We start from the raw sequence: 12,739 nt of genomic DNA, 5'->3' as shown, positions 1-12,739 counted from the left end.
CATCAAGTGGCCAAGTTTGAACTGGCACATCTGGCTAGTTTCGCTGTAATTTGCATTTAACATTCCACTGTCCAACTTCTGGGGGTCAGTTCAGTCAATCGCGACCCCGCTTCTCGCGCTTACTTTGAGGCCACGCTGAAAGCAGTTGCACAGGGCTCCTACGACCACTCACTTGGAACCAATTGGACTGATGAGGCCATTGCGGCTACCCGCCGAACCATGGCTGTCGTAGTTGGACCCGATATCGCCAAAGCCTGCAACTTGTCTTGATATCGCCTTATTAGCAGCCCTTGCGTTTGCAAGGGTCTGCCAAGCGATTCGGCTGGTAATAGCTTCGTGCGCACCCAACTCAGGACACAACCACAGGGCTATCTTTCGTCTTAGGTTCATGGCTTTCCCCTCCCCATGCTTAAGTCGTCCATAGGCGACGGATTGGGTGCTGGACGGATTTCTTTGCACTTCTCCGCCCATGCTTGGATCAGATCAGGTGACATTTCCACTGTGAGCGTGAGCGAAGATAGTCCGCTCTTTGGGCCATCAATTCGGAGCACAGCCGGGCGCACATCAAAGATGGCTTGGACCAGCGCCTGGGTCTGGCTCCGGATTTGGTCAGGCTTCATGAATGCCTCCCGTAGCAGTGAAACAAGCAGGGCTTGGTGCCTCCGCCATAGATGGGGTGGATTGCATCGAAGTGGATGGTCTCCCGTTCGACTGAGCCCTTGTGATTGAGGCGAAGCGGCTGCTTGGCCACTACTACCGATCCGGTCTCAGTGTTCACCATGAGCACCTGCTTGAGCTGCTCTTTGGTGTCAACGTCAAATACAGTTGCACGGTCAACATTGCGTGGAGTGAATTTCATCGGGCCTCCTGCACATCAACCCGGAGCGCCTTGCTCAGCAGCCAACCGATAGCTCCCTGATTCGGAGGCTGATCAGCCAACCAGCAGGCGATGCCCACCAGGTATACAGCTGGGACCATCCACCAGGCGAATTGCGTTGATAGCCGCACGTTGACAGTGTTCATGACGCGCTCCAAAAGAAAAAGCCAGCACTTGGCTGGCCTTATGGGAAATGCATAGTTGCGAGATCTACTATTCGAGTAGTTGTTTTCACCTATGAAAACATGAAACTTGATAGATGATAGTTACATATGCATGAAGGGTGAATATGAAAAGACGCTTGCAAATGGGGTTGAGCACACTTGGCCTTGCTATCGGGCTGTCGGCAGTCTGTGTAATTCTTGCGCTTGCCGTCTACTTCAGAGGGAGTCACTAGCCTAGTAATGCTGTACAGAATTAGGCAGCGCGCAGAAGCTCTTCACCAAAATCCGATCCGATCTTGATTGCAATATCGAACTCACCAACCTTCACCGCGTCGCCTGAGTACAGCACCTGACGCTTGACCCGAATTCCATTGACAAATGTGCCGTTCGTACTGCCGTGGTCCTCAATCACCAAGACACCCAGGTGGTAAACGAATGCGCCATGATCTCGGCTGATGCTGAGATCATCCAAGCAGATTCCGCATTCCTTTGCCCTGCCAATGAGGGTTGTCCCCTTCTCCAAAACTATGGTGCAGGGTGTTGATTCTGAGGGCGATTTAACAACAATTTCTGGCTGCATTCTCACCTCCAAATTATGGAAGGCAAACTCTCTATTGCTAAGAGGTAGTTGAGCGGATGCGGATTATCCAGTCTTTGAGCCACATCAAAATTCAACAATTGACAAAAGTAAAGTTACCGTGATTCGCTCTGCAAGCACTCCATGAGCTTGAGGAAGAAGATACCACTCCATCAAACCACTCAGGAGTGGACCGCGCTTGCTGCGGCTGGAAACGACAAGGGCCACGCCCTGCTACAGGGAATGGCCCTCGATGCCTAGCCGTCGCCTGGGCGGTAGGCGGAATTGGTGGGCCCGGAAGGAATCGAACCCTCATCGTCCGGTTCGTAGCCGGAAGTCCTGTCCATTGAACGACAGGCCCAGAAATGACAAACCCTCCAACAGGAGGGTAAAAAATTGAGCGTGTTTATCCATCAACAGCCTTCAGTCGCGGCCCCGGGCGCTAGCGAAAGGAGTAGTTAATGGTTGAGGCTGGTGGCGCATATAGCTGCCATGCGGTCTTTGAGTTTCAAAGAACTCTCAACGGGCATGAGAATACCACAATTTCGAGTCTACGTCAGCAACTTTCGCAGTCTTGACGAATGACCGCTTCTGCAGTCTCGAACATGGTCAATGATTGCCAAGACGCCTGCATGGCTGGGCTCTTTGCGTGAACCCGTCCCATTGCACTTTCCACAGCGATAGACGCTGCCCTTGCGGTCAATCTCGCCAGCGCCCTTGCAGGTGCCGCACTGCTGATTGAGCAGCCACCCCAGTGCAGTCGCCACAATGTGATGCTGATCGCCTCGGTGTTTCAGTCGCTGGCTCTCGAACAGCAGCGCTGCAAACAGTCGCTCCATGTCTTCGCGTGTCGGCTTGGTGATCAGCCGCAGATAGTGCGATGCCACGCTGTAGCCGCTCATGCCGCTGGCCTTGATCACATCTACTTGTCCGATCTTGTGCGCCTCATCTGCAAGACTGGTCGCATTTGTTGCCGTGGTGTATCGCTCTTCAAATTTCATTGCTCCTCCGTTTCGGTTATTGGGGTGCTGGGTTGGCGTGCTGTTGATGTTTTGCCATGCGTTTCATGAGGTCCGCCATGAAGGCGTCGCAGAGGTCTCCCACAGCTTTGGCCTCGGTGACTGATTCGGGCGCAGCAGTCATTGGGTCGCTCAAACATTCCTTGTGCTCGGCCAGCACTCGCCGCGCCGCCCTACAGTCGTCATCCGATCCAAAGAAAAGCGGGGCGAAGTCTGTGCCGTAACCCCTCAGAAAGGAACGCAGATTCTTCTCCAACATCGTGCGCAGCGGCTCTATGTGGAAGCAGCCCTGTGTGTAGCTCCATAGCAGTGAGTGCATTTCGGTGCTATTGGTCATCAGCACTCCTCCTCTTCACATTCCACCGCCACCAAGAGCGAAAATTTCTACTGGCCTTTGCCCCGGGTTTGGCAGGAATTGCTTGCTGCCCTCGTCAAACCAAAGCGCTATCTGTCCTTCCCAGTCGCCGTTGCGCTGCTTGTCGCAGATCAGCAGGCAGTCGGGCTCCTTCTCTTCCACCTTCTGGCCCTCCTTCCGCTTCTTCTCCTTGGCCTTGTTCCGCCAGACAGCGATCACGTTGTCTACCTGGTCGGTGATAGCTCCGGTTCCCTTGAAGTCGTACTTGCCGGGCTTGTGGTCTTCGTTCGGCGGTTTCTTGATGTGATGCACCAGGTGGATGTGGATCGAGTAGTCACGGGCAATGGCCGTCAGCTCGTCGACGAACATCTTTTGGCCGTTGTAGTCGTCTTCGCTCTGTACGCACTTCATCAAGCTATCGATGAACATTTGCGTGACACCCAGCTCCTTGACGCAGTAGCGAACCACAGCGCACACCTGGGAAGCTGTCACAGTGCCCTGCTGGTCATACAGCCAGAGACGGTTTTCCACCCAATCCTTGAACTGGCCATAGAGGTCGAGCAGCATTCCCTTTGCTTCATCACTGCCCGCAAAAGCGGGATCATTTGGGTTGTTTGTAGAAAACTGCTGAGCCATACGCTCCAGGGTCCGGATAGGCTTCATCTCGAACGATGCGATGCAGCAGCGCTCACCCTGCGCCAGCAAACCCAGTGACACAAAGCCAGTCACCAAGGACTTCCCCTGTCCATTTGCGCCACCCCACACAGTCACCTCGCCCGGACGGAACTGGAACAGGCCATAGGTCTTGGCCCATGGCATGTAGTGGTGGTTAGGGCGAACTGGAGGCGCCTCAATCCGGTCAATCAGCTCCTGCACGTAGTCCGTGGCGGGCTTGACCTTTTGCTGAGCGTCTGTCTCCTTCTCGTACAGTGAGAAATCAATGTCATCAGGGGTTAGGATGTAATTCATCGCCGGTTTCCTTCTTGAAAATCATCAGGGTGGTGGTGGTCAGCGCTGCAAGTAGCTGAGGCCCGGTGCGCTTGATCGCCTCGTACAGCCGGACGGTTCGCTCATCGCCTCGAAAGCCCAACAGGTGAACTTCCAGGCCGGTCAGCGGACGGAAATCGATGCGCTCCGGAAGGTCTGTTTCGTCAAGCTGTATCCGGGCATGGAGCACGCCACCTGCAGAGCGGTTTGGAGCCTTGCGCCACGTCTGCGCCGCCTCCTTGAAGAGGTCTGAGCTGTCGTCGTAGACGCAAGCACAAGCGGGCTTGAAACCCTTGCGCCGCAGGTCCAGGAGTTGGGCCATTCCTTGCATCACACGTACATCCCGTGTTTGGACTGAGGAGAGCCGTCGCCAAATTCATCTGCATCGTCTGCCCCTTCCCAGTAGCGCTTGTTGAGGTAGACCAGGGGTGCAGGCACGTATCTCCCGCCCTCCTTCGTCCACATCTCACCTGCCTTCATTCGCTCGACATGCGCCAGCACTACCTCGACATGCTTCTCTGCACCAGCCTTTTTCCAGGTCTCCAAGCACTTGCCCCGGGCTCCTTTGCGCTCGGACCTGGGCCACGTTTGCCAGAAACGGATAAAGCCTTCTGGCTCCGTTGGCACCTTGGGGGTGTCTGCGTTCGTTGTCGGCGACACCTCACCATCCCCCGTTAGGGGGTTAGGGGGTATTTCTCTTCTCTTCTCTTCTCTAGGTAACGACTCCGTAACGCTGTCTGCGTTACTATTTCCGTTACTACTACCGTTATTTCTGTGATTTGCAGCCCTTTTTGCCCCCTGAGCGCGGCTTTTTGCGGTTGCGCCGTTGTGTCGATCAAAGTTGGCCAATGAAATCCCGGCTGCAGAAATCACAATCCAACCAACTGAAGCAACAGATTCGGTAAAGCCGGTCACGCCAAGTACGCGATCCAGTAACGATGAAGTAACGCCAGCAGCGTTACCGTTTGTGGTGTGTTGATCGAACCAGCGGAAAAGGCGCATGAGCTTGCCAACGGTCAAGTCTGGGTCGTCCCAACCCATCTTGGCGGTAATAGCAAGCGTCTCCGGCTTCTCTGGCAGGCTGCTATCAAACTTGATCCATTCACCAGCCATAGTCAGCCCTCCTCCCCCTTCGCCTTCTGCTTTGCTAAACGGATTGCGCGGATCAAAGCATCCACGTTGGAAGTTGCCACGTAGACATGGCTTGTGGGCCTTTCGAGGTCTGAAGTTTCCTGAGAGATAACGATCTGGCCACCCTTGTTGAAAGTGACTTGAATCTCATCTTGTTGCTGTACTGCTGTTGTCATGTGTCCACCACAAAAAGGAAGGAACACCACAGATAGAAGGCCAACGACCGGCAGGTGGTGGGTCTGCTTTGCGGGAGCTACCCTGGTCGTTGGCATAACTTTTAGGCCGCAGGCACCTCTTCGCGCATCGTGCGCACCGTCAAGACCACATGGCGGCGCTCGCTGGCTGGCTTGCCTGCAGCGTTCACAGCGCGGGCCGCTTGGCGCAGCTTGCGCAATGCCTCTTCGGCTTCGGCAATCTCACGCTCGATCTCTGCCAGCTCGTTGTCACTGATCACGCCGTCCTGCATGGAGTCGATCACCACGGCTGTGACATGAGAGGTTTCAACAACCAGCGTGGAAACCTTGGCTACCGGGCTTTGTTCGACCGGCCCGGAGTCGCTTGTCAGCTCGAAGCGCCCGCCGCACTCCTGGGCGATGAAATTGGCCAGGTCGTAGCAGTGAGGCGTTTTCAGCTCGCAGCACATGGCGGCAATGGCGATGCCGTCTGCAAGGCCCAGCTTGTGGGTAGCGGCGCCCGAAAGTTCTTTGCGGAATGAGTCGTCTACCTTGTCGGGGCAGAGGCGGGCGCGAATGGCGGCGCGGCCTCCGGGGTAGTTGTTCAATCCGCGGCTTACACAATCAACTGCACTCATGTCCGGATCTCCATTTTTCGGACATGGACTCGAAAGGCGCTATGCCCGAGGATTGAGCCCATGAAAACGCAAACCACCTCCACCACCCGCTGCCTCCCGCAACTGCTGGGAGCCCTCGTACACGAATCGCAGCGCACAGTGCTGAGCACTAACGTCGATGCGGCCGGAACGAAAACGCGCCTGCTGCAGACAACCAGCTTGCAGATCAATTGGTGCAATGGGGAGGCGCTCATTCGGTTTAGCTGTAGTTCGGTGGAATTAGCGAAAGCAAGCCATCAGGCGTGAGCGGCCTGCTTGGCAGAAGGCTTTGACCGGCGGGCCTGATGAATGCGCCACTGCGCAGCCTGAACCCGGTCAATCAAACGCGGTGTTAGGTCTTCAGGCCATTGAGAGATGGCCTGCGAGTTGATACCCATAGCCTTGGCAGCAGAAGTGACTGATCCGCCCAGGAGTCGAATTGCGTCTTGCTTTTTCATAGTGCCGCAATGTTAGCATTCTTACAAATTACTCGCAAGCACACTAACCTTAACAAGAAGTAAGCTAACAGTTATGAATACGCTTCAAGAACGCATTGCAGAAATCATGTCCGCCACCGGAATGAGCGTTGGCGAGATAGCCAATGCTGCGGGGGTCTCGTCATCAGCGGTAACACAGTGGAAGGACGGCCCAACAAAGAGCATAAAAATTGCCCCTGCTACAAAGTTGGCAAAGGCAATTGAGCTTCGCCTTGGGTCTCCTCGGTACGAGGCGTTATGGATAGCTACTGGAGAGGGAGCGGCTCAAGGTGCTCAGCAGAAGGGCGGAGTAATCGCATTGCACGCCGAAGATGACCTGCCAGAGGGATTTATCAATATCCCAGAGTACAAAGTTCATTTCAGTGCTGGACCCGGCGGTGTTGCGGTTTCTTATGAGTTGGAAGAAATATCAGAGCCCGCAACATACCGGCTGTCATGGCTCCAGCATGAAAGACTCAATCCGGAAAAGCTGAAGCGCTTCAAGGTCAAGAATGGGAGCATGGAGCCATTTCTGTTTCATGGCGATACCGTGTTGGTAAATGAGGCAGAAAACAGCTTGGAGCAAATTATTGACGGGAAGGTCTACGCCATCCGGTACGGAGACGAGTTGCGAATCAAGCGCCTGTACTACCGAAGGTTTAGCGGAGAGCTGGTGCTCAAGAGCGATAACCCGGCATACAAGGAAGAAGAGCTATCGGGGTCACAGATCACTGAACATATCGCCATCATTGGTAGAGTGCGCGACAAAAGCGGAACTGGTGGGCTTTGATCCCCCATGCTCCCCACCCTCCGCATAGAGAAGATAGACCAAGGCGAGTACCACGGCAGGATCTTGGATGACCGGGAGCTTCTTGGAGAGGTGTGGCAGCCCACCATCGCAGATGTCATCGGAGAGGCTGCCAGGCACTACCAACCCGCACCGAAGGCGTTCAATGTGTACTACGGGCCTGTGAGTGTGGGTACGACACTACGAGAGGCCATGCTCTATGACGCTGAGACGCTGGCTCAGAGGCTGGTGCGACTGGAGGGCACTGTAGCCTCTTAAAGCAAGAAAGCCCCTGCGACTGGAGTATCGCAAGGGCTCTCAGGTGAATCATTGATTTGCACTCAAGGACTCGGCAAAAATGATATAGCTTTCGCCAATTGGCTGCAAGCCCTAGAAACGCCCTCACCACATGGCCTGGAAGAACAAAAATATCTGGAAAGTGTTCTTGAGCTGGCCCAGCTACATCAAGGCAGTGTTCGTCGCATTTGTGCTGCTCTGGGTGGGGCTGTTCTGCGCGCTTAGGCTGGGGTGGTTTTGAGTGCGGGCTCGCTATGCTGCGATAGCCGCTGAGATGCGAGGTCTTTTTGCCCCTTCATTGGGATATGGCGCCACACACCGACCGCTATTCGTCTGATAGCCTACCGCCTTAAGCAAAACAATCACTCAATTTAGAACAATGGACCTAGAGTTCAAGCGACTCACCGAAGTCAGTCTGCAAGACATCATCTCGCTCAACAACCACCCTGACGTGTTACGCCAAATGCCTCTTGGCAGCCCAGATTTTGATGAAGTGAAGGCGAAGGTATGGGTGAAACAGAAGGATGCTCAGTGGGACAATCACGGCTATGGCCCTTGGGCATTTTTCATTGATCATCAGTTTGCAGGCTGGGGCGGATTGCAATACGAGGAAGGCGATGCTGATCTCGCACTTGTACTTCACCCGCACTTCTGGGGAAGCGGCAAAGTTATCTACGAGGAGATCGTCAAACGCGCATTCACAACCATGGGGTTGGGGTCCATAACCATTCTTCTGCCGCACTCAAGAACAAGAATCAAAGGGGTAGGAAGACTGGGATTTCAGCCCGATGGCGAGGTTGAGTTCGATGGTGTTCGCTTCCAGCGTTTTCGCCTCCTTGCACCCACTACTCCAGAGCATTCGGCCTGAGTATTGCCGACCTTGACCCAGAGCAAAGCGCCCTCCCCAGCCTTGCCCTACCATCGCCTTGCCTCTGGGAGCGGAGGCACCATGCTGTAAGTGCTTAGCCCGCTGCACGCGGGCTTTTTTTCGCCTTCGTCTTGATGAGGCCTAGGACTGCCTTACACACAACTTACAATAGTTAAACAATCAAGGATTGATTGTTGATATATTTAATTTATGATTATATTGCTTCGAGAGGTGAGATGGAGAAGCAATTTGGCGAAGTCCACGCTACAGCCCGCATCATGCGGGCTTTTTTTTCGCCTAGCGGTGGCACAGAGGTGACAAACGCAAACCCCAGACACATAGCTTCACGCTACTATTACGTCAGTGCTTTACGCCGAGTTCGTGCTCTCCTCCCTCCCTCTCTTATAACTTGCACGAGATCCTTGCTCCCTCAAGGTCGGCTTTTTATCCCGCGAACTTTGCTGCCCTCAAGGTGGCATTTTTTTGCCTGTGATGTAGCATTTCCGCAGGAGGACGACATGATCGAGCAACTAGACCCCTACATCAAACTGTTCCGTGCTCGGGCCGAGCACCTCGACGCGGAAGGCGCACCTAGTGATCCAGATGAACCCCTGGTATTACTGGCCAGCCTCATGGGCAATGAAGAAAGCGCTCTCTCAGAGCATGCGATGAATGTGCTCACGGAGATCGGTGGGCAACTCTACCGCGAAGGCTTGCGAAGAAGGCTGGATCGGCTGTCTGGGAAATAGCCACGCCATACAGCCCACATCATGAACGCAACAGAGCATCTTGAACCAATCACTTCCGCCAAGCGCATGGCAGAGATCCGTGTCGCATGGCAAATTTCCGGAAGGTTTGACCAAATGGGGCGCCCCGTCTATGCAGGGCTCTGGCATCCAGACAATGCATATAACCGCTGCATGTTTGAGACTCTCGTAGAAGTGGGCAATGAGGTGTACGGGGCCGGATCACATTGGCTCGAAGAGCGAGAAGCCTAGACACTCTGCATCAGCACCGGACAACTGCCTTCGGGCGGTTTTTTGTTGCCCAATCAGTCACAGGCCGGAACAAAACTGCAATCATTCGTAAGCAAACTTAATCAGTTTTATAAGTTAACTTGACAGATAAGGTTAGTCTACTTACATTTCACTTATCGCAGCAACAACCGCGAAACACCCCCGGCGAGCGACACGGCAGCCGGTAAAGCCGAAAGGATGCTACAGGCGGGGTTTGCCGGAAGGCCGAGAGTTGCACCAGGCGATGAGTGCCAGTGATCGCGCCAGCACCTCACCAGGTCTTTAAAAAGTCAGCCTAGCCGATGTTGCTTGTCCCACCTACGCGGGGCATTCGTCCGGCTCAATTGCATCAGTGGGCATGGCCGCTGCTCTGCGCGGTGCCCAGCCGTAACCCTGCAAGGTTGAATCTGGTGAGGGGAAGACGCCCGAGAATAGAGACGGTCACGTTGGTTGGAATCCCAGCACGCCTATCCGGAGCGAATCTGCGATAGCCCCCCTAAGTACAATGCCTCGGCGTTATGGAGCACAACTCAGAAGGCTCCAGAGGTAAAGCACATTAAATCGCTTGCCTCCTAGCTGTTTTAGCGAGCTCTAATTTTCCAAGGAGAGAGTAATTGCGTATCTTCACATCATTGCGAAACATGGCCTGCATTGCAGCAGTGACAACATTACTTGTTGCCTGTGGCCAGCGTGTCGAGGTCCCTCCCGCCCATGTCGGCAAGATCATGACTAAGGATGGCTATCAGGAAAATCTGATCCCAACCTCCAAGTTCCGCCTTGATCAATGCTGGGGTTACTGCGACCGTCTGGTGATCATGGATATCGCCGACAAGGCTTATGCCGAGAACCTTTCTATCTTTATCCCGGATGATCAACTGAACCTGGGCGTGACGGTGCAGGCAACGCTATCGATTAATCCCAAGAAGACTGAGGAGCTGTTCAAGGCGATCAGTCCAAAGGAGCTGACGGATCAACTGTCAGTGATCGAGAACCAGAAGATTTACCAGACCTACGCGTCACAGATCATTCAGAAGGAAGTCCGCGAGTACCTTTCAAAGTACAGCATTTCGCAGATTGCCTCCAGCAACGAGAAGATCAATGCTGAGCTATCCACCCGCCTGGGTGATGTTATCGGGGCACGCACTCCATTTAATGTGCGCTTTGTGGGCATCACAGGACTCAAATACCCTGAGATCATCACAAAGGCTCAAGAAGCCGCCGCCGAGCGACGCGAAGCCATTCAGCAGGAAGAAGCACAAGCCAAGGTCACAGAGGTCAAGCTGACCGCCCAGCTACAAGAGGCTCGACTGCAGCGTGCTATTGAAAAGGAAAAGGCAGAAACCGAGGCGTTAGCCCAGAAGGTGCTGGCGGAATCAGTTGATCCCCGAGTGATCAAGCTGCGAGAGCTAGAGATCGAGAAGATCAAGGCTGAGAAGTGGAATGGTCAGCTGCCCGTGTACAACATGGGCGCGCAAGGTCACAACCCGATCATGTTCAACGTTCCTGCTAGTAAGCAGTGATGGTGCTGCTGATCAACCTGATCCCTTTAGTGATCGTATTGGTCGGCGGATTCATGACTTACAAGAAGCGTAAGTTATGGATCGCCATAGCCACGATCCTCGCCCTGATCATTTACTTTAAGGCGCAACCTTCGTACATGCCCAAGGGTGACATCCAAAGGTCGGAAATTCCTGAATTCACAGCCCCAGCAAATGCGGCAATTGAAGACCGGAATCGCAAACCTGTACCTGTGGAAGAGAGACGACAGCAGATGCGTGAGGATGTTCAGCGAGGTCCTGCATTTAGGCAGTAGACGATAGCTGTCTCCGCACCCTCTTGCTCTTTCCAAAACTGTATCCATGCCCGGAGCGGATCCGGGCGGGAAACCCAAGCCTTGTGACAGAGGGCTTAGGTTTCCAATGAGCAATGCGATAGGATTTACACATATCAATTAGAAATTACTCAGGGGACATCGGTGTTCAGACTCATCGTGTTTGCAATAAGCCTATTCGCGGCCTGGACCATCTACTCGCAATATCAGGCGCAGCTTGTCGAGCACAGTTCAGAAGATTCAATTTCCACTGAGTCGACAGAGGCGGGCTCTTCTGCCATACAAAATTCTGACTTTCAATGTGATGGCCGTACTCGATGCTCACAAATGAGATCCTGCCAAGAGGCTACGTTCTTCCTGCAAAACTGTCCAAACACCAAGATGGACGGTGACGGCGATGGAGTGCCATGTGAGCGACAACTCTGCTCGGTATCTAAACGGCCATAGCCCAAAGCCTCCATGTCAATGAACTAATTGATTCGCCGGTCCAAGCGTGTCCTTCTCCGCGCTTGGCTTGCCCTCACGGGACCGGCACCATTCACCCACCAGCCCGCAACACCAGCGGGCTTTTTCTTTTCTGGAGCCCAACATGGCTGACCCCACCCCTACCCCACCCAAGCGCTGCGGAAGCTGCGGCGCACCCGTAGAACGCGAACCAGCACCAGGCGAAGGCCTACCCTGCGGCCACTGATCAACCCACTGATACGAACGGAGGCCTTCAATGGCTGAACAGCTTTCCCTTGCATACCGCCTCTTCAAGATGCGCCGCTGGGCTGGTGCTAAGTGGTCCACCGCTGCGCGCTGGGCCTGCAGCCTCGTATGGCGCAACGCGCGCAACGAATGGGCTGAGCGCCGCGCCCGTCTGGATCGTCGTGCCGAAGTCGAACGCGCCGCCCGCCAACGCCTGTAAGGAACCCCGATGTTGAACAACAAAGAATTGCGTGCTCTTTTCGTCTTGCCACCAGTGCAAACCAGCACCAGCACAGCTTTGGCAACTGTGGAGACGCCCGCGCCCAAGAACGAAACTGGCGACCGCGAGATTGACGCCGTTCTCTGGCTTCAAGACTGTGTGCGCACAGGTGAGGAGGGGCTTATCCGTCACGCGCTGGAGGCCGCGACAAAGATCAAGACACCCATGAAAGAGTTGGGGCTACGTTATGGCCAGATTCTGATGCGCCAGCATGGAAGCCCATTCATGGCGGCAATGGGCTCAATGGGGTTTGGCGAGCTGGAAGAAGCCGCCAAGCATGCGATCAAGAAGCGACAGGAAATGCACGCGGCTGTATCACGGTTCGGCTCTGTCGAAAACGTGTTCAAGCTAACCCCTGCTGAAGAGGCTTGCAAAAAAGCGCTGCGCGGCTTGAAGCCCAAAAAGAGCAAGCACGGATGGCATGAATACGATCCTGCGAAAGCTCAAGAGCGATTCGCCAAGGCCTTGTTGCATAAATCGGTTTGGGACTGAGTCTCCCCAAACCCCAGACGTAGTTATGCCACGGCCACCGTTTGGGGCGTGCCCAGCTCGGTG

At 54.5% G+C, this 12,739-nt stretch carries 21 protein-coding genes and 1 tRNA gene; 10 read left to right on the top strand and 12 right to left on the bottom strand.

Features of this window, described 5'->3' with window-relative positions:
• Positions 1 to 386 precede the first annotated feature (386 nt).
• The 12 genes from ABIE32_RS21300 to ABIE32_RS21245 all read right to left on the bottom strand — a co-directional run bounded on the left by ABIE32_RS21300 (position 387) and on the right by ABIE32_RS21245 (position 5,921).
• Positions 387 to 620: a hypothetical protein gene (locus ABIE32_RS21300; protein WP_429019239.1), complete on the bottom strand. Its 234-nt coding sequence runs from the start codon at positions 618 to 620 to the stop codon at positions 387 to 389.
• A complete protein-coding gene (locus tag ABIE32_RS21295; RefSeq protein WP_429019238.1) occupies positions 617 to 859 on the bottom strand; it encodes a hypothetical protein in 243 nt (80 codons plus the stop codon). The genes ABIE32_RS21300 and ABIE32_RS21295 overlap by 4 nt, the downstream gene beginning before the upstream one ends.
• Entirely contained in the window at positions 856 to 1,023 is a 168-nt protein-coding gene (locus ABIE32_RS21290; protein WP_429019236.1) for a hypothetical protein, read from the bottom strand. The genes ABIE32_RS21295 and ABIE32_RS21290 overlap by 4 nt, the downstream gene beginning before the upstream one ends.
• A gap of 271 nt (positions 1,024 to 1,294) precedes the next feature.
• Positions 1,295 to 1,621: an FHA domain-containing protein gene (locus ABIE32_RS21285; RefSeq protein WP_429019233.1), complete on the bottom strand. Its 327-nt coding sequence runs from the start codon at positions 1,619 to 1,621 to the stop codon at positions 1,295 to 1,297.
• Between the two features lie 283 nt (positions 1,622 to 1,904).
• A tRNA-Arg gene (locus ABIE32_RS21280) sits at positions 1,905 to 1,979 on the bottom strand.
• 190 nt (positions 1,980 to 2,169) lie between these two features.
• The gene (locus ABIE32_RS21275) at positions 2,170 to 2,619 is read right to left on the bottom strand and encodes a hypothetical protein (protein WP_429019230.1); all 450 of its coding nucleotides are present in this window, start codon (positions 2,617 to 2,619) and stop codon (positions 2,170 to 2,172) included.
• A gap of 16 nt (positions 2,620 to 2,635) precedes the next feature.
• Positions 2,636 to 2,974 carry a hypothetical protein gene (locus tag ABIE32_RS21270; RefSeq protein ID WP_429019227.1) on the bottom strand — a complete coding sequence of 113 codons (339 nt, stop codon included), beginning with the start codon at positions 2,972 to 2,974 and terminating at the stop codon, positions 2,636 to 2,638.
• 15 nt (positions 2,975 to 2,989) lie between these two features.
• Positions 2,990 to 3,961, bottom strand: a complete 972-nt coding sequence (locus tag ABIE32_RS21265) for a DnaB-like helicase C-terminal domain-containing protein (protein WP_429019224.1) — start codon at positions 3,959 to 3,961, stop codon at positions 2,990 to 2,992.
• Positions 3,939 to 4,301: a hypothetical protein gene (locus tag ABIE32_RS21260; protein WP_429019221.1), complete on the bottom strand. Its 363-nt coding sequence runs from the start codon at positions 4,299 to 4,301 to the stop codon at positions 3,939 to 3,941. The genes ABIE32_RS21265 and ABIE32_RS21260 overlap by 23 nt, the downstream gene beginning before the upstream one ends.
• Positions 4,302 to 4,309: 8 nt before the next feature.
• Positions 4,310 to 5,092, bottom strand: coding sequence for a hypothetical protein (locus tag ABIE32_RS21255; protein WP_429019218.1), 783 nt, complete (start codon positions 5,090 to 5,092; stop codon positions 4,310 to 4,312).
• A 2-nt stretch (positions 5,093 to 5,094) separates the two neighbouring features.
• Positions 5,095 to 5,286, bottom strand: a complete 192-nt coding sequence (locus ABIE32_RS21250; protein ID WP_429019216.1) for a hypothetical protein — start codon at positions 5,284 to 5,286, stop codon at positions 5,095 to 5,097.
• Positions 5,287 to 5,387: 101 nt separating this feature from the next.
• Positions 5,388 to 5,921, bottom strand: coding sequence for a phage regulatory CII family protein (locus ABIE32_RS21245; protein ID WP_429019213.1), 534 nt, complete (start codon positions 5,919 to 5,921; stop codon positions 5,388 to 5,390).
• Between the two features lie 60 nt (positions 5,922 to 5,981).
• Here ABIE32_RS21245 and ABIE32_RS21240 point away from each other — a divergent pair, with 60 nt between their 5' ends.
• The 10 genes from ABIE32_RS21240 to ABIE32_RS21195 all read left to right on the top strand — a co-directional run bounded on the left by ABIE32_RS21240 (position 5,982) and on the right by ABIE32_RS21195 (position 12,676).
• Entirely contained in the window at positions 5,982 to 6,206 is a 225-nt protein-coding gene (locus tag ABIE32_RS21240) for a hypothetical protein (protein WP_429019211.1), read from the top strand.
• Between the two features lie 264 nt (positions 6,207 to 6,470).
• On the top strand, positions 6,471 to 7,205 hold the full coding sequence (locus tag ABIE32_RS21235) for a S24 family peptidase (RefSeq protein ID WP_429019210.1): 735 nt from the start codon (positions 6,471 to 6,473) through the stop codon (positions 7,203 to 7,205).
• Between the two features lie 6 nt (positions 7,206 to 7,211).
• Positions 7,212 to 7,481: a hypothetical protein gene (locus ABIE32_RS21230; RefSeq protein WP_429019208.1), complete on the top strand. Its 270-nt coding sequence runs from the start codon at positions 7,212 to 7,214 to the stop codon at positions 7,479 to 7,481.
• A 397-nt stretch (positions 7,482 to 7,878) separates the two neighbouring features.
• A complete protein-coding gene (locus ABIE32_RS21225) occupies positions 7,879 to 8,367 on the top strand; it encodes a GNAT family N-acetyltransferase (protein WP_429019207.1) in 489 nt (162 codons plus the stop codon).
• A gap of 518 nt (positions 8,368 to 8,885) precedes the next feature.
• Positions 8,886 to 9,116: a hypothetical protein gene (locus ABIE32_RS21220; RefSeq protein WP_429019205.1), complete on the top strand. Its 231-nt coding sequence runs from the start codon at positions 8,886 to 8,888 to the stop codon at positions 9,114 to 9,116.
• Positions 9,117 to 9,997: 881 nt separating this feature from the next.
• Positions 9,998 to 10,903, top strand: coding sequence for an SPFH domain-containing protein (locus ABIE32_RS21215; protein WP_429019202.1), 906 nt, complete (start codon positions 9,998 to 10,000; stop codon positions 10,901 to 10,903).
• Entirely contained in the window at positions 10,903 to 11,196 is a 294-nt protein-coding gene (locus ABIE32_RS21210; protein ID WP_429019200.1) for a hypothetical protein, read from the top strand. The genes ABIE32_RS21215 and ABIE32_RS21210 overlap by 1 nt, the downstream gene beginning before the upstream one ends.
• A gap of 162 nt (positions 11,197 to 11,358) precedes the next feature.
• Positions 11,359 to 11,661, top strand: coding sequence for an excalibur calcium-binding domain-containing protein (locus ABIE32_RS21205; RefSeq protein ID WP_429019198.1), 303 nt, complete (start codon positions 11,359 to 11,361; stop codon positions 11,659 to 11,661).
• A gap of 274 nt (positions 11,662 to 11,935) precedes the next feature.
• On the top strand, positions 11,936 to 12,124 hold the full coding sequence (locus ABIE32_RS21200; protein WP_429019195.1) for a hypothetical protein: 189 nt from the start codon (positions 11,936 to 11,938) through the stop codon (positions 12,122 to 12,124).
• Between the two features lie 9 nt (positions 12,125 to 12,133).
• Positions 12,134 to 12,676 carry a hypothetical protein gene (locus ABIE32_RS21195; RefSeq protein WP_429019194.1) on the top strand — a complete coding sequence of 181 codons (543 nt, stop codon included), beginning with the start codon at positions 12,134 to 12,136 and terminating at the stop codon, positions 12,674 to 12,676.
• Positions 12,677 to 12,739 lie beyond the last annotated feature (63 nt).

The organism is Comamonas sp. 4034 (assembly GCF_050434545.1).
Taxonomy (GTDB): Bacteria; Pseudomonadota; Gammaproteobacteria; order Burkholderiales; family Burkholderiaceae_C; genus Comamonas; species Comamonas odontotermitis.
The sequence above is the reverse complement of the archived record's forward strand: the minus strand, read 5'-3'. Positions and strand labels throughout refer to the sequence as shown.